Here is a 19,694-nt window from a genome sequence, read left to right as displayed (position 1 = left end):
CTTGTTCCTCCCATGTTGTACGGTAAAGAAAAAGAGACCGCAAACACCCAAAGCGTATTTCTACACTTCGGTGCCTGCGGTCTCTCCAGTTCTCCAACCGTTCTATTAACTTACTTGAAGTATACCATACTTTTTGTTTATTTGAAAGCTTGAGCTGCTTTTACAGCCTTTTTCCACCCGCTGTATAACGAGTCACGGCTGTCCTCTTCCATCTTAGGGTCAAAGCGCTTTTCAAGGTTCCATTGTTTTGCAATGTCTGAACGGTCGTTCCAGAAGCCAACTGCTATTCCCGCAAGATAGGCCGCACCGAGTGCCGTCGTTTCATTAATTTCTGGACGTTCTACTGGTACATCCAGCAAATCACTTTGGAAGCCCATTAAGAAATCATTCTTCACAGCCCCGCCATCGACACGCAATGTTTTTAATGAGATGTTTGAATCCTTTTCCATCGCATCTAAAACATCTTTCGTTTGATAAGCAAGTGATTCCAACGTTGCACGGACAAAGTGCTCTTTAGAAGTACCGCGTGTTAAACCGAATACAGCGCCTCTGACATCACTATCCCAGTAAGGTGTGCCTAGACCAACGAATGCTGGAACGACATATACGCCATCTGTTGACTCGACACGCTTTGCGTAAGCCTCGCTGTCTTTCGAGTCTTTAAACATTCTCAGTCCATCACGCAACCACTGAATCGCTGAGCCGGCTACGAAAATACTTCCTTCTAAAGCATATTCAACTTTACCGTCAATGCCCCATGCAATCGTCGTTAATAAACCATGATCCGACTTAATGGCTTTTTCCCCTGTATTCATCAACATGAAACATCCTGTACCATATGTGTTCTTCGCCATTCCTGCTTCAAAGCAAGCCTGACCGAATAAAGCAGACTGCTGATCTCCCGCCGCTCCTGCGATCGGGATATTTTTACCGAAGAAGTGATAGTCCGTCGTTTCACCATAAATGTGTGAAGATGGTTTGACCTCTGGAAGCATAGAAGCAGGTACGTCTAGGATATCAAGTAATTCTTCGTCCCATTTCAAATCGTAAATGTTGAACATTAACGTTCTTGACGCATTGGAATAATCTGTGACGTGTGATTTTCCGCCTGTCATTTTCCAAATGAGCCATGTATCGATTGTGCCAAACAATAAGTCGCCATTTTCTGCTTTCTCACGGGCACCTTCTACATTGTCCAAAATCCATTTCACTTTTGTGCCTGAGAAATAAGCATCGATGAGAAGACCTGTTTTATTTCTAAACGTCTCATTGTGTCCTTGGGCTTTTAACTCTTCACAAATGCCAGACGTTTGTCTAGACTGCCAAACAATTGCATTATAAACTGGTGCGCCTGTATGTTTATCCCAAACAACAGCTGTTTCACGCTGGTTCGTAATTCCGATACCCGCAATTTGATCTGCTTCAATGCCAGATTCAATTAAAGCGGTTGAAATAACAGATAGAACAGAGCTCCAAATTTCGTTTGCATTATGTTCTACCCAGCCAGGGTTCGGAAAATATTGATTAAATTCTTTCTGTGATGTATGTGCAATTTTACCTTCTTGATCAAATAAGATCGCTCTTGAGCTTGTTGTCCCTTGATCTAATGCGAGAATATATTTTTCTTTTGCCATGGTGTTTTCCTCCCCTTACATACTTTCATTTACAGCATTTGTTTGGTTTTTCGTAGAGACATAGAGTCCTAACAATACCACAACTAAAATAACGCTTACAATCCAAAAGACTGGAGTGACGTTCGCTTTAAAGGCTGCATTGTAGAAAACACCGCCAAATGCACCGCCTAAAATGGGACCAACAACAGGAACCCAAGCATATTTCCAATTCGATGGACCTTTACCTGGAATCGGCAGAATTGCATGGGCAATTCTTGGACCTAAATCACGTGCAGGGTTGATTGCATAACCAGTTGTTCCACCTAATGAAAGACCAATCGCTACAATTAAGAAACCAACAATCAGCGGATTCACTCCGTCTGCAAATTTATTTGCACCAATCGCTAAGATTCCTAGAACCAATACAAATGTACCGATGACTTCACTGAGTACGTTTGCAAAGGTATGCGGAATCGCAGGACCAGTTGAGAATACACCTAGTTTTGCACCTGGATCGTCTGTTGCTTTCCAGTGCGGTAAGTAATGTAAAAAGACAATAATAGCTCCGAGTAATGCGCCAAGCATTTGACCGACAATATACATTGGAACATCAGCCCAAGGAAAACTTCCTTCTAGAGCAAGACCAATTGTCAGCGCCGGGTTTAAATGCGCCCCGCTAATTCCTCCAGTTGCATAAGCTGCAATGGCTACTGCAAATCCCCACCCGAAAGCGATTACAATCCAGCCGGACTGATAGGCGAGCGATTTCTTTAAATTTACGGCCGCACACACACCGCCTCCAAAAATAATGAGCAGCATTGTACCTACGACTTCACCCCAAAATGGTGTCATGAAAAATTCCTCCTCTGGTTCGATTGCCATCCCCTATGAATGTGTAGAAAAGATAAAGAAAAAAGATCCACAACAAACATACTTTACATCAGGGTCATTTGTCACCTAGTAAAGCGCTGTTGTGGATCTCCGTTTCTCCATCACATGATATTAACTTAGTGCTATAGTATCAGAGGATGAAAACGTTGTCAATCAATTTTCACATTTTATCTTTTTCACTTTTGGAACGCTTTCCAAAGGTTTGTGTTCGATGTCGTCACAGCTGTTGCTCCTGCTTCAAGCGCTCTTTCCACATCTTCTTTTGTTCGGATAAATCCCCCTGCAAATATTGGTATTCCAGTTCTTTCACGCACTTCTGTAATTAAATCTGGCACGACCCCCGGCAATACTTCAATAAAATCCGGACGATGTTTCCCGACAAACTCCATGCTTTTTTCCATCGCACTTGTATCAAGTAAAAACATTCGCTGAATCGCATATACCTTTTTTTGCTTAGCTTTCACTATGACAGAAGACCTAGTAGAAATAATTCCTGCCGGCTTCATTTCCTGACAAATAAATTCCGTTCCATATTCATCATGTTTGATCCCGTGAATGAGATCGACATGGACAAACATTTTTTTGTGATGGGCATTCGCCTCATTCATGATGCCCTTAAGCCTGCCTAAGTGAACATCAAGTAAGACTCCATATGTAAATGGGCTTTTTAAAAATTCCTCAAATTGCTTCATATTGCGAACAGCAGGTAGAATGGGTTGATCATGAAAACTCATATGCCGTCTCCTTCTAAAGTGTATTGGTTCAGCCTTCTCCTTACAGTAATAGAATCTCTTCTTTTTTTCAATACACCTAGTGTGTCCCATTGCAGATTTCACCTAGCAACTTGATGAAGATATCTTATTTATCGAATGAATAGATCCCGCACATAGAAAAAAGCAGAGAAGTCTCTCTGCTATAGCTGTGCCATGCTTTCTTTTAAGGTGTTGATGATAAATGCCGCGTCTTCGTCTGTAATATTTAGCGGTGGTGCAAGCTGGGCAACGTTATTATAGCCAGCGGCCGTATCACCATTTTTCCCAATGATTAAACCGCGTTTTTTACATTCTGCAATCAATTGACCGACAACACTAGGATCAGCTGGCTTTTTTGACTGTTGATCCTGTACAAGTTCAATCCCAAACAGCAAGCCTTTTCCTCTGACATCACCGACAAATGGATGTTCTTTTAACTCTTGCAAACGTTCGAGCATGTCTCGACCAAGTGTGTCAGAACGTTCCACTAATTGCTCATTTTCTATGATATTTAGGTTGGCAACTGCAACCGCACAGGAAGCAGGGTGACCGCCAAATGTATTGACATGACGCAGCCGGTCATACGTATCTTCTCCTGCATAGGCTTCATAGATTTCCCGTTTGACGCATGTTGCAGAAAGCGGTAAATAGCCGCTTGTGATCCCTTTTGCCATTGTGATGATATCTGGCTTCACTTCCTCATGCATAAAACCAAACCGCTTTCCTGTTCGGCCAAAGCCGCATATCACTTCATCCACGATGAGGAGCGCTCCATGAGCTTCACAGATGTCTTTGACCTTTTTCAAATACCCTTTTGGCGGCATTAGGATACCGCCTCCCGTAATAATCGGCTCCATGATGACCCCAGCAATGGTCTCACTTAATTCCCACGTCATCGCTTGATCAATCGCAGCAGCACTTGCCAAATTCTCTTGGTCCTCTGGGTGCCGATACAGATCAGGAGGCGCGACGTGGATGAAGCCCTGCCCTAATGGTTCATATTTATATTTACGCTGCGCTTGACCCGTTGCAGCAAGAGCTGCTGCTGTATTGCCATGATACGATCGATATCGGGAGATGAATTTTGTTCGTGTACTCTCTCCCTTTTGCGCATGATATTGTTTTGCGATCTTAAATGCGGTTTCATTGGCTTCAGAACCGCTGTTGGAAAAGAAGATGACATAGTCACCCCCAAGCCATTCACTTAGCTTCTCAGCCAGCTGAATAGCTGGTACATGGCTTTGTGTAAGCGGATAGTAAGGCATCGTATTTAATTGCTTATACGCCGCTTCTGCAAGCTCTTTTCGGCCATATCCGGCATTTACACACCAAAGGCCTGACATCCCGTCTAAATATCGATTCCCATGAATATCTGTCACCCATGCGCCTTCTGCCTCGTGAATGACCATGCTTTCATTTTCTTTGTTTGTCCCTTTCATATGATGCCAGATCAACTGATCATCTTTTGCCTGAAGATTTTGAGCTTGCTCATGTATTTTCATCTTCCCACGCCCCCATGTATCCGTTTTCATCATTAAAGAAGCTTAGACCGGTCCAGTACATTGCCTCTTCATTCATTATATGGATGAAAAGTGAGGCATATGAAACTGAAACAAGGCCGCCTCTAAGAGAGAACCAATTGTTACTTTTATTATAAAAAAGGGGCCAGGCAGATTACATTAGACAGATCGTCAACTGATTGAAAAGAACCATAAGACATTCTACTTGATGCATTCGTAAATCTAACAAACCTCATTAACGGCGATTCCCTTGCAGAAATTCATAAGCAAGGATCGCAAATTCAAGCGCTTGGCGTTTCGGTGCTTGCATCATATCCTCTCCAAGCAAAGCATGCAGTTTATCCAGTCTATGATAAAGTGTCTGCCTGACAATATAGAGCTGGCTTGCTGTTTCTTTTTTAGATCCGTTCGTCTGCAAAAAGATATTCAGCGTTTGATAGAGCCTCCCGTTATTTTGCTTATCATATAAAATCACCGGCTCTAAATACTCCTTTACCATGCATTTTAATAGACCGCTTTCCTTCATAACAGGCATGAGACGGAGCATATGTAAATCTTGATAAAACGGGCTTTCCACTCGGTGCGGCATTACTTTTTTTAAATGGAGCACTTCTTTCGCTGCTTGAAAGCTTTTTCTCATATGCTGAAACTGCTCACAATATTGACCGATGCCAAAATTGATCACGGTTCCGCGAGGCTGCTCACGATCATATAATTGCCTCATTTCATTTGCTGCCTTCTCTGCTCGCTCCTTCCAGTCCTCTACCTTTCTCGTGTTCAATAAAATAAACAAGGTTTGTCCTTGATGCTCATAAGCGATCAGATGGAAACCGGCACGCTGAAAGATGGAGCGGCAAGATACGAGAAAGTAAAGATTTCCTGCAATTTCTTCGATTTGATGATGTTTTTGAAAGAGCATGACTACACAGCCGGTTGGTTTTTTCAGTCCTTCCGTTTCTTCAAGATGCTCTAAAATGTCTCTTTCTGTATGCTCTTCTTGGAACCATTTTTGCAGCCATTCATTCTCTTTTGTCTTCTTCAGTTCTTCAGTATAAAGCTCTCTTAAGGTTTGCTGGGCAAGGGCATTCGCTCCCTTATCCATCACGAGCAGTTCAAATTCTGAGAGTGTGTTCGATTGATGAATGAGCACAAGATCTGCAAATGTCTGTTTGAGTGCGAGGACTTGTTTTTGAGTCACTTCGTATCCTTTTGGCAAGGAAGCATACTGCAAATAATTTATGACAAGCTCGTCAGTTTGTTTAGAAGAATCACATAAAATAATCGGCTCGCCTTGAACAGGTATGAGTAAAAGAATGCCTCTTAAGTGCTGATACACTTGATCTAAAATATCCATCTGCGGATGAGGGGTCAGTAAAAGCTCATTCAGCTTTGATGATAGTGCTTCTAAGTCGGCCATCATTTGATACTGGCGCTCGATCATCATCGTATGAAGATGCTGCGTGATGTTGACGAATTTCACTTCTTTTGTAAACAGAATAAGTGGAAAATCTCTTTCTTCTGCATAGGCCATCAGTTCTTCCGGCACATCGAAGCGCAGCGGAACAAATTCAATACACAAGCCGGCTGCACCTGAGTCAATCAGCTGCCTTAAAAACTCTTTAAATACATCCAACTGATCATGGAAACCTGCGGCCGTTGTTAATATAAGCTCGCCTCCATTTAACAAATCCTCTACAGCAGGTACTTCTAACACATGTATCCATTTGACCTGCCGAAACAGTCCCTTTTCCCCAGCTAATACTTTCGCATGCGTAAAATACTTCGTTTTCAACACATCACTCACTTGAAAATGAACATCTGTATTCATTCATATGTCCCCCTTTGTTTGCCGTCCCCTATCCCAGAGGGTGCATGGATAAAATCCATAATAAAACAGGTAAAGTGACGATACTTAAGATTGTACTGAGAAACGTCGTGCTTGAGACAAACTCAGGCTTCGTTCGAAATTGTACAGCCATCAGCGTTGTATTCGCTGCTGTCGGCATGGCTGCAACTAAGACCATAATTTGTTTCACCAAATCATCTACCGGTAAAATGAGCGTAAAGCCGAATGCGATCAGTGGTGAGATAAACAGCTTCAACAGCACAGCATAGGAAATATTTCGATACTCCACTTGTTTAAAAGAAATCACTGCCAGCTGCATGCCTAATATGAGCATAATCGTCGGTATGGCTGCATCCCCAACAAGCTGTACACCCGTCATGAGCTCTTTAGGTAATGAAAGGTCAATGAGCTGAAATAATAGACCGATGAGTGCCCCATAAGCAATCGGCATCCGCAGCACTTTTTTCAAAACGACCCTTAGATTTCCCGCATCCTCTCCGCCCTTGGCTGCATAATACATGCCGATTGTACTCATGACAAGCTGCTGAAGAACCATTAAAACGATTGCTATATCTAAGCCAGCTGCTCCGAAAACAAGCAGGACAACGGGCGTACCGTAATTCCCATTATTCATAAATGCTGACGACAGAATCATGGCACAATACGTTTCATTCGAATAACCATAAATCCGAGATAAAATGAAGACACATAAAACAAGTGACAGGCAAAGCCCTACGACAAAAATGGATAGGTACACATAGTCCATCGATACTTTGTTTTGATAAAAGGTTTCAAACGCAAGAAATGGTGACATTAAATATAAAGACATTGATGAGAGCGTATGTATGTCAAAACCAATTGCCTTCTGCCCGATATACCCTATGAGGAAAATGCCGAACACTGGCATTAAGACAAGTAAAAACTCCATGCTGCACCTACTTTTCTCTAGATGAATTCCTTATTCCTTTTGCTTCCTCATTATCATACCACTGATAAACAATAAAAAAGAAGCACCCTTATGAAAGGTCGCTTCTCTCCTCATCCATATAGAACACTTCCCACAAATGACCATCAAGATCCTGAAAGCTCCATCCATACATGAAATCATGATCCTGCTTTTCCTTAAACGGCGAACCGCCTGCTGCAATCGCTTGCTCTACCAGTTCATCAACCTCTTCTCTTGAATCGACCCGCATGGAGATAATCACCTCAGATGCCTGCTTTGCATCGACCAATTGTTTCTCTGAAATGGATTGAAAATGCTTAAGGGATAACAGCATGACGGTGATCGTGTCGTCAATGACCAAGCAAGCGGCCTGATCATTCGTAAACTGCTGTTGGAAGTCAAAGCCGAGCTGCTCAAAAAAAACCCTTGATTCCTTGACATGCTTTACCGGCAAGTTGATATACAAATGTTTCGATTGTCGTCCCATATTCCTCTCCTTTTTGAACCCATGATCTCCATTCCAGTATATTCGTCTTTTGCTTCGGCATCCCTTTGTCACATGAAAAAATAAGCGCCAAGACCCATTACCTTATTTTAACAAAAATGTATAATAAATATCGAACACAATACTAAATGAACTAGGAGGTTTTCATTATGAAAACAATCGCAAAATCTTTGATGCTCTCCACTACTGTCCTTTTATTCGCTTCACCATTCACACAGACAGCTGATGCTGCATCGATTCAAACTAAGCAGGTCACAACAGAGAGTGATTTTCAGCTTCCTTCAATCACCGACACAATTAAACAAAACATTGAACTTTCATTTCAAAAACAAGAAAAATGGTTACAAAAATTAGAAGTGATTGCAGGACAAGAAAAGCGTGAACAATTTGAACAATTTTTCAATCAACATGTAGGGCCTGATTTAAAAAGTCTTTTAGAAGAGCCGACTCTTACATGGAAACAAGTAGATAAAACGATTTATCAATCTCTCGTCAAATCAGGTGTTCCATTTTTAGCTGCCAAAAGCTTTGCTCACATTGCTACATCAGCATTAAAGAAAATGTAAACATAAAAACAAGCGCCTCGCATCATAACGGGGCGCTTCTTTTGGTTATTTCTTATATTCAATATGATACACGTCTCTTCTTCGGTCCTTCAGCTGGCGTACCGTGCCATCTTGCCGCTGTCTTCTTAAAATTTCTAAGTCGACATCACCGACGACAACCATTTCAATATTTGGATTACATTCTCCTACAATCCCATCTCTTGCAAATTCAAAGTCAGAAGGGGCAAAAATAGCAGATTGTGCATATTGAACATCCATATTTTCGGTTTGCGGAAGATTTCCGACAGTTCCAGAGATGACGGTATAAATCTGATTTTCAACCGCTCTAGCCTGCGCACAGTAACGCACCCGTAAATAGCCTTGGCGGTCTTCTGTACAGAACGGAGTGAAAATAATTTTTGCTCCTTTGTCAGCAGCAATCCGAGCAAGCTCAGGAAATTCAATATCGTAGCAAATTTGGATCGCGATTTTGCCGCAGTCAGTATCAAATACCCGGACTTGATCACCGCTTGAAATTCCCCACCATTTTCTTTCATTCGGTGTGATGTGGAGCTTATATTGTTTTTCAATCGTTCCATCACGTCTAAATAAATACGCAATATTGTAGATTTTCCCTTCCTCTTCAACGAAGTGGGACCCACCGATAATGTTAATGTTGTACTTCACAGAGAGATCTGTAAACAAATTAATGTAGTCCTCGGTATATTCCGTGATCCGCTGTACCGCAAGACTTGGTGATCGTTCTTCTAAATAAGACATGAGCTGTGTCGTGAAAATTTCTGGGAAAACGGCAAAGTCAGCCGACGCATCTGATGCGACATCAACGTAATACTCCACCTGATTCATAAATTCTTCAAAGGAATGAATTTGTTTCATCGCATATTGAATCACACAAATTCGAACCGGGAAGGCCGATTTATAATATCTTTTCGATTGCGGACGATAATCTACATTGTTCCATTCCATTAACGTCGCATATGTGCTAGACGCTTTATCATCCGGCAAGTAATTCGGATTGATCCGCATGAGACTAAATTCATTTAACAGCTGAAAAGATAAAACTGGATCATAAATTTGGTGCAGCATCACCTGCTCAACATATTGGCGAGGCGTCATTTCCTGTTGATATTTATGATAATTCGGGATGCGTCCGCCAATGATGATGCTTTTTAAATTTAATCTTCTTGCTAAATCTTTTCTAGCTTCATACAAACGATGACCAATTTTCATGCGGCGGTACTCAGGACTAACCATCACTTCGATTCCATACATGTTCATTCCATCTGGATTATGATTCGTGATGTACCCATCATCTGTAATGTCCTGCCAAGTGTGCCGATCATCGTATTCATCAAAGTTAATTAATAAACTTGAACAAGAGCCAATGATTTCTCCCTCAAATTCCGCACAAAACTGTCCTTCCGGAAAATACTCGAGATGACTTTCAAGATGCTCTCGTTTCCAAGGATCCATGCCCGGAAAGCATACCTCTTGCAGCGCAATGATTCGGTCAATATCTTCTTCCCTAATATTACGGATCACCATTCTTTTTTCAAAACGCGTTAAATCTAGTTTTTCTGCCATGATGTCTTTGCCCCCTTACTGGTCCTCTTTTTCAAGCTGATGGAATAGCTGGAGCAATTCGATTTCAGCCATGGATTCTAATCTGACATCATATTCTTCAAATTGCAGCGTGCTCGTCACTTTGTTTGGCACGATGACACATTTCATGCCTGCTCGTTTGGCAGCAACTGAGCCATTCACAGAATCCTCAAATGCCACGCAATCTTTCGGCTCTACCCCTAAGCAGCTTGCGGTTTGCAAATAAAGTTCTGGATTTGGTTTGACTTCTTCCACATCATCAGACGTGCGGATACATTCAAAGTAATCAAAAAGACCAATTTGCTTCAGGTGATCAGACACCCATTTATAATCTGAACTGGAAGCAAGTCCAATCTTGATCCCCAGCTCCTTAGCTGCTTCTAAATAAGCTTCTACGCCAGGTCTTGCTGATTCGTCCTTCATTCTCTTTTGAAAACGGGAACGCCGGTCCGATGTGAGTGCCTCATGATCTAACGTCTTCCCTAACTGCTCTTCCAAATATTCAAATGGCTTAAAGCCTGCCTGCGTCCCAATGACATTCCCCCATACAGAAAGAGGCAGCTCCGATTCATGCTCCGCAAACATTTCCTGTAAAACTTCATATTCATGTGTTTCTGTATCTAAAATTAATCCGTCAAAATCAAATATAATCGCCTTTACCAACGAGGCCACTCCTTTTTTTTACGAAAGTCTGAAACATGATACTCACTGCTATCATATCGTGAATAAAATTGACTTTCAAAGATGAATGTCTGCTAAAATGATTATGTATAAAAGGAGCCTGCATCGTTTTGTCAGGCTCCTATCATGTTCGATTCATTCTGCAAGAGGTCCAAGCGCTCCGATTCGTGGAGAAATAAGCAATGTTGAAAAAGAGCGGGTTTGGTATTACAGATGTTGAAGGTTTCTCCGTTCCCTTAAAAATAGTATGTGCGACCACCTTGTAAGTTAACAAGGAAGTTCACACCAACTTTTACGCATTTTGAAGGTGGCGGCTCACAAAATCGTCTAAGTCAAACGGAAAAGAAAAGCCGCACGCATTGACCTGCTCACGGTTCCGCTCGAATAACTCACGATCTTGTTTTGTTACATGACGTTTAGGTTTTAAAATAATGGTATGTAATAGCTGAAGGCCCGATAAAATACGAAAAGCATCATCCATCGTCCCGTTATAAACCCCATCAATGAATGTAAGCGGGCGCTGTTTTTGACGCGCTTCCTGCTGCTCTTCATTGACAACATGGGATAAAAGATCTTCAACATCCTTTGATATTTCTTCAATTGCCTGCTCCTGCAGGTCTGTAGCAGCTTTCATTAATCTCACGTGACATCTACCTCTCTGTCGTTATTTCTCCATTCAGAATAGCACAGAAAAAAAGGCGTTCGCCAAGGTAAGTGTTTCCTATATATACCCAAAGAGAGGAATCGATATCATGATCATAAAAGGACACACACTCTCACTAAAAGTAGGTGAGCAGCAGCATGGCACTTCATTGAGTCATTTTTTAAAAACAGAAGTGTCTGCTTCTAAACCGATCATCCATTTTTGGATGGAGCATCATAAAATACGTTTAAACCAGAAGCCTGCCCTTCACGCAGCAAAAGTCAGTACAGGTGACCAGATCATCATCGATTTATTTGAAACGGAAGAAAGTGATGTCACGCCAGAATATGGTGAATTAGAGGTGCTGTTTGAGGACGAGCATTTATTGATTGTGCAAAAGCCAGCTGGTCGACCGACGCATCCGAATGAGAAAGGACAAATGGGCACACTGGCCAACCTTGTCGCCTTCCACTTTCAAGCAAATGGGGAAGAGAAGCGGGTGAGACATATACACAGGCTTGATCAAGACACAAGCGGCACCGTCATTTTTGCAAAGCACAGGTTAGCACATGCTGTCCTTGATCAAATGCTTTCTAAAAAAACGATTAACAGAACATACATCGCCATCGCAGAAGGACTGTTCAAGAAAAAGAAAGGCACCGTCAATGCCGCAATCGGCCGTGACAAGCACCATGCAGTCAGACGGAGAATCTCTCCTACTGGACAAAGTGCTGTGACTCATTTTCAGGTCATCGAAAACAATAAACACCTACAGATGACAGCCGTCAAGCTTCAATTGGAGACGGGAAGGACGCATCAAATTCGTGTCCATCTTAGCAGCCTCGGGCACCCTTTAGCTGGAGATACATTATACGGCGGTATACGTGATCGTATAAATAGATGTGCCCTTCACGCCAAAAAAATAGACATGAAACACCCATTTACAGGTGAGCATCTCACCATAGAGGCGCCGCTTCCACCTGATATGGCAGAGCTAATGGACAAGATCATCCATTAAACGAACAAGAGCCTGCATATGAACAGCAGGCTCTTGTTCCATTATACAGATGCTCTTTTTGCATAAATAATGTACCGCTCTGGTGCATTGCCGACAAAATGGAATGGATAGCATGTAGTTAACGCCAGCTCTTCTTTTTCATTCTGCAAGGTGATAATGGATGTATCATGCTGATCCACAATTTTCGTATGCGTGATTTCATAAACAAACTCACCATACGGCACAGTGATTTTCAGCTGATCCCCAATGTCCAGCTCCCCTGTCCGGCGAAACACCGTATCCCGGTGACCTGACAGAACGATTTGTCCATTCTGATCAGGGTAATAACTGCCTTTATAATGCCCTACTCCTTTGGCAAGGTCGTCCGCATCTGTCCCCTCGACAATGGGAAGGTCTGCTTTTAATTTCGGAATCGTCAAAATGCCAGCAGCTTTCCCCATTTGAGGAGCAAACTGCTTCTTTGACATCCCTTGATCGACCGCTACGGCCTTCTTCGCTTCTTCTAATGATTGTGCTGTTTGAAGATGAGTAGAGGCGATTTGCCAAATTCCCCAGCCGAGCAGGACAATACCTGCTGTCATCACAGTAAGTGCCAGCCACTTTTTCATGCTTAAGCTCCTTCGTTTGATGAACCATTACATTTTATTTAGATGATACTCCTTCAGCTTGCTGCTGCCTTTTCTTCTTGTTTTGCTTTTTGAATTCTTCCCTCTTTTTGATACACAATGGAAGCACCCTCAAAGCTCTTCACAAAGGAAGCGGTTGCTTCTAAATCTTCTGGGCCCGTTTCAGGGTTTTTCCCTAGCCGGCCTATCGGCGCATACTTACTTCCAGTTGCGGTTGCCATGAAGTTATTCACCGTGAGTGTATACGTTTGATCGAAAGCAACGGCTGAACCATCTGGCAGCTTCAAGTCGACTACTTTATATGTTAACGGATCATAGGAATATGAAAAACCCGAAATGCTATAATCTGGCCCAAATTGAGGAGATATTTGTGCTTCAATGATCTCAACCAAGTCCTTCCCCTTAATCTCCAGCTTGACTAAAACATTGCCAAATGGCTGAATATTAAAGAGATCTCCCCAAGTAATCGGCCCTTTTTCGAGGTTTTGCCTGATGCCACCGCCATTCATCATGGCAAAGTCACTTTTCATTGAATATCTCATGCCATCCGCAATGAGGTTACCGAGCGGTGTATCTCCATCATTTGAATAGCCGCCTTCCATTTTTACGCCTGCTTCTCCCACAACCTCACTAATGATTGGCTCAACTTCTTTTCCGTAATGAGCTAAAATGGCGGCTGCTTCCTTGTCTTTTTCAATACTAGATTGGTCTACATATTGGATGTTAGCACTCTTTTTGACAATATCCTTCGTTTTCCGGTCAAGTGTTACATTGACCTCGCCAATTGCTTTCCCATATTCAAAGGCTTGAACGATTCGTTTCCCATTGACCTCTCCATTGACCACTTCGTGATTATGTCCTGCAAAAATGACATCAATTTCGTCATCACCTTCTTTGGCAAGCTTCGCACTCTCCCCAGTAATGGTATCGCCATTTTGAGAGGCTGTCATATGAGCCAGTACCGCAATGGCTTTGACCCCTTTTTGCTTTAGTTCCTTCGTTGCTTCATTGACGGCTTTCACTTCATCTGTAAACTGAATGTCTTTAATCCCTTCTGGCATCACCATTCCTGCGGCTGACTTCGTCACAACACCGATAAATGCCACAGGAATTCCTTCGACATCTATGATTTCATAGGCAGGTAAAAGCGGTTTGCCAGTATCCTTGTATTCACAGTTCGCACAAACGAGCGGAAAGTTCTGGCCATCATACCCCTTTGTGCCTTTAGGGTGATCTCCGCCATTTAAGATACGCAATAGCTCGTCTACGCCTTCATCAAATTCATGATTGCCGACCGTGCCAACATCAAAGCCAATGTTCTCCATGAGTTCAACTGTTGGTTCATCTTGCAGAAGAGAAGATACCGGAGAGCTTCCACCAATCATATCCCCTGCATGGACCGTAATTGTATTTTTGTGTGCTGCTTGTTTTTGTTTCATATATGCCGCCACATAATCCATTCGTCCGTACATTCCTTTACTGCCATCACCTTTTATATCCAGCTCGTATTCTTGATCAATTTTACCATGTAAATCATTTATGCTTAAAATCGTTAATGGTACTTCGCTGGATTCCTCTGCCGGCTGATATCCAGCTTGCTCTGCTTCCTCTTTTGAAGCAAAAAAGACACGTTTATCTACGTCTACATCTTTCCAGTTTTCAGGGGATACATAGGTTTTCGCAGATGAATCACCGACATAACGTGTGAGTCCTTTTTTCTGCTCGCGTGCTCTAAATTCAAACGGCTGTTCCAGCAGAGGATCCGCTTCGTTCCAAATACCCAGCCCTTTTTCCTTCGCTTCTTTAACTGCTTGTTGGAACGTATGATAGTCTTTTTCATCTCCAACTGGCCAGATGAAATAAGTGGGGGCATATCCTTTTTTCACAAGCTCTAAATTCGTATTGACCCCTTTTTTGGTTTTCACTTGAGCTAGCAGACGTCCGTAGCCATCCTTCGCTTCAGGACCAATTTTTAACGTGACTTTATCACCGCTTGAAAGAAGCGATTTTAAATAGTCAGTCGCTTGCTGTCCAAAGCGCAGTTGGTTTTGATCTAATTCATTTGTTGGCTTATGATAGGTTTCAGGCGTGTCCATATTGACAAAGCGCACCTTGGTTGTACCTAGCACAGGCTTTTTTAAATGAATGGTATCTCCATCCACCACACGGTCAACCGTTGCCTGATATTCTTTCTTGATTTTCGGCGGCTTTGGCTGGCGTTTCAGCAGTTTGACATCATCCTTGTGTCTTGGAAGCATCTGCAGCGTATCGTACCTGCTTAAAACCCCTGTAAACTCATACCATTTCCCTGTCTTCACCTGATCAATGGCACCTGTATCGGCCATCACTCTAAGGATAGTACTGTGATATTTTTTATCTATGATGACCACATTGTATCCACCGCCAGCAGGCTGATCCGGCTTTGATTCTGCGTAGCCTTTTACCTTCACAAGTCTTCCTTCATATTTACCTGCCTGATCCGTTTCCAGTTGTTGAATGGAGACTCGTTTCGGCGCTGGCAATGTTTGATTCACAGCATCTATCTTCAGGCGGTTTTGAACTGGCACAATTTCGATCAGCCCTTTATAAGACGTAACCTTGCCAGTCACCGTCACCTTCATGCCGGCTTTCAGTTCCGGGAAACTTTTAGGCTGCGCTGAATAAATATTGATTCCAGCTGTTTTGTCTTGAATATATGTTGATAGTTTCCCATTGCCTATAGCGGATTGATCTGCTGTCACAATTCCGCTCACCATAACCGTCTCTCCTATCAGCTGACGGGCTTTCTTGATCTTCATTGGCTTCATTTGTTTCCACACGGTTTCCTTCTTCTCAGATGCCCTGGCCTGCTCTGCTGCCATCATGCCAGGCAGTAAGGATTGCAGACTAAAGATCACCAAAACCAAACAACAGATCATTCGAATTGATAGAATACGTTTCATTAGATCTCTCCCCTTTGAACTTCATCTCTCATAGTGTACAAAGTAAATATTGATGTTGAATGGATTTCATGTAAAACTTATCTCCATCAACTCATTGGAAACGTAATAATCACCCGTGTCCCCTCAAGGCTTTTGCTTTCAAAACGAATGGTGCCGCCATGGCTTTCAATGATTTTAATGGTCATCATCAATCCAAGGCCCGTCCCTTTTTCTTTCGTTGTATAAAAAGGTTCACCCAGTTTCCCAATTTCGTCTTCTGGTATGCCCTTTCCTTGGTCTTCAAATATCAACATCATTTGATTGTTTTTCAGTACCGAGGTCACTTGGATGACACCTGTCACGCCATCCATGGCTTCAATTCCGTTTTTAAGGATGTTCAGGAAAACTTGTTTCAATTCATTCGGTATGCCTTGAATGTTTGGCAGTGACGGAGAAAGGTTTTTTTGAATGGACACGCCTTTTAAGACCGCCTGCGATTCAACGACCATGATGACTTCTTCGAGCAGAAGATTGACATGTACCGGCTCGAATTTCACAGATTTGCTTCTAGAAAGCACTAGGAATTCGTTAATAATCGCCTCAAGCCGATTAAACTCTGACATCATCACATCTGCATAATCCTTTTGATACTTTTTACTTTGAATCATCAGCTGTAAAAATCCCTTTAACGACGTAAGCGGGTTACGTATCTCATGTGCAATGCCGGCTGCAAGCTGGCCCACTGCCGACAGCATCTCAGACTTCATCAGCATCTTCTCTGACTGCTTTTGATTTGTAATATCCTCCGAAATCCGCATCACGGTTGACTGCATTTTGTCCGGGTCATCTATTCTGTGTAAAGAAACTCTCTCCCATCGTTCGCGTCCTGATAAATCCTGAAAGTAAAGCTCACCTGTCCAGCTGCCATCTCTTAAACAAACGTCCCATTGCTTCACTAGTTCATCACATTGACACAGCGAATGATAGACAGAAAAAATATCTTTGCCGATGAGATCATATTCATGCTGCTGTACAAACTCACAAAAGCGCTGATTCACACATTGGATGGTGCCTTCCTCTGTTGCGACAACAATATGAATATGGCTGTTATCAAGCGCTGTCACCGCAAGATGAAGTGACTGTTTCATTTTCGTCATTTCCGTCATTTTGATCCATGTCATCACCGCCCCCTCATGATCCTGATCATAGATAGGTGTAATGTGAACAGTGAATTGTTCTCCTTCGTTCGTTTCAATTTCACGTTCGATCACGCGCCTGTCTGATATGACGGATTGAATATCATGATAAAGCGTTTCCTGTGTTATTTTCTTAGCCATCGACTGAAAGGATTGCTGGTGCCTTATTTGAGCTGAAGTAAATAAAGAGGCAGCTGTAGGAGTGTAATAGCGAATATTCATGTCCCGGTCCACAAACAACGTCGCAAGCTCTGGCTTCACAGAGGGGCGGTACAGTTCTTCTCTTGTCACCTTTAAGTTGTTTATGATATTAATAAAATGTTCGTGTTTTTTCTCAAGCTCCTCTATTTGCGTGTTTTTCGCTTTTAATTGAGCCCTTGCCTCTTGCTCTTTTTGTTTGACTTCATTGAGTTCATTTTCTAAATCGACAATACGCTGTTGATAGACTGAATTCTGATCTAGCATCCCTTTGTCCCTACCGTTCTTTTGATTTTTTCCTCTCTCATTCATCCGAATAAGAATGACGTATACTCCCTTAAAACGGCGGTCAAAACTTTTCACGGTAAAATCTGCATACTGCTTTCTGCCTTTTTCCGAAATGAGGACGTGCTGAAACACAACCTCTGTCTCATCTGTCCACACCTTTTGAAAGGTTTGGCTCAACATCTCTTTCATATAATCAGGTGTCACATATTCACATGATTGATCTGGCACTTCTGTATGCTCTAGGAAAGAATAGGCACCCTTAGATATCGCCAGGATTTTGTCACAATCATTGATCACCATGCATGCGTCATAATCCTTCCTCACTTCTTGCATATATTGTGCAGCTCGCTCTTTTAACTCCACATAACGAGCATCATGTGTCCAAGGTACATTGTATTTAGGAACGTTTGAATGGGTGTAAATGTTCCACCTTTCATTGAATAAATGAAACAAACGAGGGATATTGGGTACAGTTTCATTTGGCCCTAATATCAACATTCCTTGATCCTTTAAAGCATATTGGAATCGGGACAATACTCGTTTTTGTACTTCCGTCTGGAAGTACATGAGAACATTTCGACAACTGATAAAATCGAGGTGGATAAAAGGTGAATCGATCAATAAATTGTGAGGAGCAAAGACAATATGTTTTCTAAGCGACTGCTTCACAATAAAAACGTCACCTTTTTTTTCGAAATATCGCGCCCGCCATTTTTCCGGCATCCTTGCCATAGACTCTACCGAGTAAAGACCTTTACTTGCCGTTTGAATGGCTTTCCGGTTGATGTCAGTTGCAAATACTTGAAGTTCAATTGATACTTGCCTTCGCTTCATTTCTTCTAAAAATAAAATTGTAAAGGAATAGGCTTCTTCCCCTGTAGAACATCCAGCGATCCAAACGCGGCATCGAGATGTCCCGTTTTTCATCGTATTCTCAATAATCGACGGTATGACTTTCTGTTCACATACACGAAAAGCTTCCATATCTCTAAAAAAAGAAGTCATGCCGCTTAACAGCTGTACATGTAAACGCTCAAGCTCATCTGGTTCTATTTCTAATAAACGATCGTACTCAGACAATAATGAAATTGGTTGTTTTGCATTTCGCATTCTCTTTTGAATCACAGAGAGCATTTTTTGCTTTTCATAGGGTGAAAAGGCAATACCTTTATGCATTTCAAGACGTTCAACAATTCTTCCCAACACGGGATCTGCCACATCGACATGTGGGATGTTAATGATGTTGGTCATATATGCTGCAAGGGTAGAAGGGTCTTTAAAATGTTGATGATAGATACTGTCTAGTCTACTATCTGTCTCACTGCATGATAAGGCTGTACCGCCTTGATCAACCAATTGAAGCAAACCATTCCCCACACAAAAGCCTTTTTGAAAAAAGATGGCAAAGGCCTCTTCCTTTTGCACATTGGCAAGCGACTGAAACAACGAGTTGACAGCGCATGTCTGATCAGTTGAAAGCTGCTCTGATATGTGCAGACGCTTGTCTTCTGTCAATGTCACAACCGCACCCTGCGGACAAAAATAAATCGTGTTTTTCATGACTTTCTCACCATGTTTAATCGTTTTTGCCCGGTAGCCAATCGGTAAAACAAGTGCTTCCACATCCGTTATACAACTGGCCGTCACACGATTTTGCACAACAATAAAAGAGGCATTTAGCTTGTGTGGAAACGATTGAAAAAAAGCCTCAAGATGGTGCTGTTCATACGGCGAAACTCCGATGCCAATCACTGGTGCCTGCACAAGTTCATCTTCTATCAAACGATTAATGATTTTGTCCTGCATCTGGTACCCCCATGTTCATTCGTCTGATACTTTTTTTCGACAAAAAGGAAGAAAACCCTCTAATTGTAAATAATGT

15 protein-coding genes are annotated in these 19,694 nt (G+C 42.3%); 2 read left to right on the top strand and 13 right to left on the bottom strand.

Features of this window, described 5'->3' with window-relative positions:
- Positions 1-137: 137 nt before the first annotated feature.
- From glpK to ACSLGF_RS13585, 7 genes are all read right to left on the bottom strand, one after another.
- Positions 138-1,634 carry a glycerol kinase GlpK gene (glpK, locus tag ACSLGF_RS13615; protein WP_456006261.1) on the bottom strand — a complete coding sequence of 499 codons (1,497 nt, stop codon included), beginning with the start codon at positions 1,632-1,634 and terminating at the stop codon, positions 138-140.
- A gap of 15 nt (positions 1,635-1,649) precedes the next feature.
- Positions 1,650-2,465 carry an MIP/aquaporin family protein gene (locus tag ACSLGF_RS13610; protein WP_456006258.1) on the bottom strand — a complete coding sequence of 272 codons (816 nt, stop codon included), beginning with the start codon at positions 2,463-2,465 and terminating at the stop codon, positions 1,650-1,652.
- A gap of 215 nt (positions 2,466-2,680) precedes the next feature.
- Positions 2,681-3,238, bottom strand: coding sequence for a glycerol-3-phosphate responsive antiterminator (locus ACSLGF_RS13605; protein ID WP_034321630.1), 558 nt, complete (start codon positions 3,236-3,238; stop codon positions 2,681-2,683).
- Positions 3,239-3,417: 179 nt separating this feature from the next.
- Positions 3,418-4,758: an aminotransferase gene (locus ACSLGF_RS13600; protein ID WP_456006255.1), complete on the bottom strand. Its 1,341-nt coding sequence runs from the start codon at positions 4,756-4,758 to the stop codon at positions 3,418-3,420.
- A 253-nt stretch (positions 4,759-5,011) separates the two neighbouring features.
- A complete protein-coding gene (locus ACSLGF_RS13595; RefSeq protein WP_456006252.1) occupies positions 5,012-6,604 on the bottom strand; it encodes a PucR family transcriptional regulator in 1,593 nt (530 codons plus the stop codon).
- 28 nt (positions 6,605-6,632) lie between these two features.
- The gene (locus ACSLGF_RS13590) at positions 6,633-7,550 is read right to left on the bottom strand and encodes an AEC family transporter (protein ID WP_249705397.1); all 918 of its coding nucleotides are present in this window, start codon (positions 7,548-7,550) and stop codon (positions 6,633-6,635) included.
- Between the two features lie 88 nt (positions 7,551-7,638).
- A complete protein-coding gene (locus ACSLGF_RS13585; protein ID WP_456006249.1) occupies positions 7,639-8,055 on the bottom strand; it encodes a VOC family protein in 417 nt (138 codons plus the stop codon).
- Positions 8,056-8,222: 167 nt separating this feature from the next.
- Between ACSLGF_RS13585 and ACSLGF_RS13580 the strand changes: the two genes are divergently transcribed.
- A complete protein-coding gene (locus ACSLGF_RS13580; RefSeq protein ID WP_456006246.1) occupies positions 8,223-8,639 on the top strand; it encodes a hypothetical protein in 417 nt (138 codons plus the stop codon).
- A gap of 45 nt (positions 8,640-8,684) precedes the next feature.
- Here the strand turns inward: ACSLGF_RS13580 and ACSLGF_RS13575 are convergent, their stop codons facing one another.
- From ACSLGF_RS13575 to ACSLGF_RS13565, 3 genes are all read right to left on the bottom strand, one after another.
- A complete protein-coding gene (locus tag ACSLGF_RS13575; RefSeq protein WP_456006243.1) occupies positions 8,685-10,223 on the bottom strand; it encodes a GNAT family N-acetyltransferase in 1,539 nt (512 codons plus the stop codon).
- A gap of 15 nt (positions 10,224-10,238) precedes the next feature.
- Positions 10,239-10,904, bottom strand: a complete 666-nt coding sequence (locus ACSLGF_RS13570) for an HAD family hydrolase (protein WP_456006240.1) — start codon at positions 10,902-10,904, stop codon at positions 10,239-10,241.
- A gap of 310 nt (positions 10,905-11,214) precedes the next feature.
- Positions 11,215-11,565, bottom strand: a complete 351-nt coding sequence (locus ACSLGF_RS13565; RefSeq protein WP_327925494.1) for a DUF5365 family protein — start codon at positions 11,563-11,565, stop codon at positions 11,215-11,217.
- A gap of 109 nt (positions 11,566-11,674) precedes the next feature.
- Here ACSLGF_RS13565 and ACSLGF_RS13560 point away from each other — a divergent pair, with 109 nt between their 5' ends.
- The gene (locus tag ACSLGF_RS13560) at positions 11,675-12,583 is read left to right on the top strand and encodes an RluA family pseudouridine synthase (protein WP_456006237.1); all 909 of its coding nucleotides are present in this window, start codon (positions 11,675-11,677) and stop codon (positions 12,581-12,583) included.
- A 41-nt stretch (positions 12,584-12,624) separates the two neighbouring features.
- On the opposite strand, the gene ACSLGF_RS13555 is transcribed toward ACSLGF_RS13560, so the two are convergent.
- The 3 genes from ACSLGF_RS13555 to ACSLGF_RS13545 form a co-directional block, all read right to left on the bottom strand.
- Complete coding sequence (locus tag ACSLGF_RS13555) at positions 12,625-13,191, bottom strand: class D sortase (RefSeq protein ID WP_456006234.1); 567 nt, start codon at positions 13,189-13,191, stop codon at positions 12,625-12,627.
- Positions 13,192-13,244: 53 nt separating this feature from the next.
- Positions 13,245-16,151 carry a 5'-nucleotidase C-terminal domain-containing protein gene (locus ACSLGF_RS13550; protein WP_456006231.1) on the bottom strand — a complete coding sequence of 969 codons (2,907 nt, stop codon included), beginning with the start codon at positions 16,149-16,151 and terminating at the stop codon, positions 13,245-13,247.
- 86 nt (positions 16,152-16,237) lie between these two features.
- Entirely contained in the window at positions 16,238-19,618 is a 3,381-nt protein-coding gene (locus ACSLGF_RS13545; RefSeq protein ID WP_456006228.1) for a CheR family methyltransferase, read from the bottom strand.
- Between the last annotated feature and the right edge of the window lie 76 nt (positions 19,619-19,694).

The sequence above is a fragment of the Bacillus sp. A015 genome (assembly GCF_053851875.1).
The sequence above is the reverse complement of the archived record's forward strand: the minus strand, read 5'-3'. Positions and strand labels throughout refer to the sequence as shown.

Excerpts from the sequence above, each read along its gene's own strand:
- ACSLGF_RS13610 (WP_456006258.1), bottom strand. The coding sequence starts at position 2,465 with ATGACACCATTTTGGGGTGAAGTCGTAGGTACAATGCTGCTCATTATT.
- ACSLGF_RS13595 (WP_456006252.1), bottom strand. The coding sequence starts at position 6,604 with ATGAATACAGATGTTCATTTTCAAGTGAGTGATGTGTTGAAAACGAAG.
- ACSLGF_RS13605 (WP_034321630.1), bottom strand. The coding sequence starts at position 3,238 with ATGAGTTTTCATGATCAACCCATTCTACCTGCTGTTCGCAATATGAAG.
- ACSLGF_RS13600 (WP_456006255.1), bottom strand. The coding sequence starts at position 4,758 with ATGAAAATACATGAGCAAGCTCAAAATCTTCAGGCAAAAGATGATCAG.
- ACSLGF_RS13585 (WP_456006249.1), bottom strand. The coding sequence starts at position 8,055 with ATGGGACGACAATCGAAACATTTGTATATCAACTTGCCGGTAAAGCAT.
- ACSLGF_RS13560 (WP_456006237.1), top strand. The coding sequence starts at position 11,675 with ATGATCATAAAAGGACACACACTCTCACTAAAAGTAGGTGAGCAGCAG.
- ACSLGF_RS13580 (WP_456006246.1), top strand. The coding sequence starts at position 8,223 with ATGAAAACAATCGCAAAATCTTTGATGCTCTCCACTACTGTCCTTTTA.
- glpK (WP_456006261.1), bottom strand. The coding sequence starts at position 1,634 with ATGGCAAAAGAAAAATATATTCTCGCATTAGATCAAGGGACAACAAGC.
- ACSLGF_RS13590 (WP_249705397.1), bottom strand. The coding sequence starts at position 7,550 with ATGGAGTTTTTACTTGTCTTAATGCCAGTGTTCGGCATTTTCCTCATA.
- ACSLGF_RS13575 (WP_456006243.1), bottom strand. The coding sequence starts at position 10,223 with ATGGCAGAAAAACTAGATTTAACGCGTTTTGAAAAAAGAATGGTGATC.
- ACSLGF_RS13545 (WP_456006228.1), bottom strand. The coding sequence starts at position 19,618 with ATGCAGGACAAAATCATTAATCGTTTGATAGAAGATGAACTTGTGCAG.
- ACSLGF_RS13555 (WP_456006234.1), bottom strand. The coding sequence starts at position 13,191 with ATGAAAAAGTGGCTGGCACTTACTGTGATGACAGCAGGTATTGTCCTG.
- ACSLGF_RS13550 (WP_456006231.1), bottom strand. The coding sequence starts at position 16,151 with ATGAAACGTATTCTATCAATTCGAATGATCTGTTGTTTGGTTTTGGTG.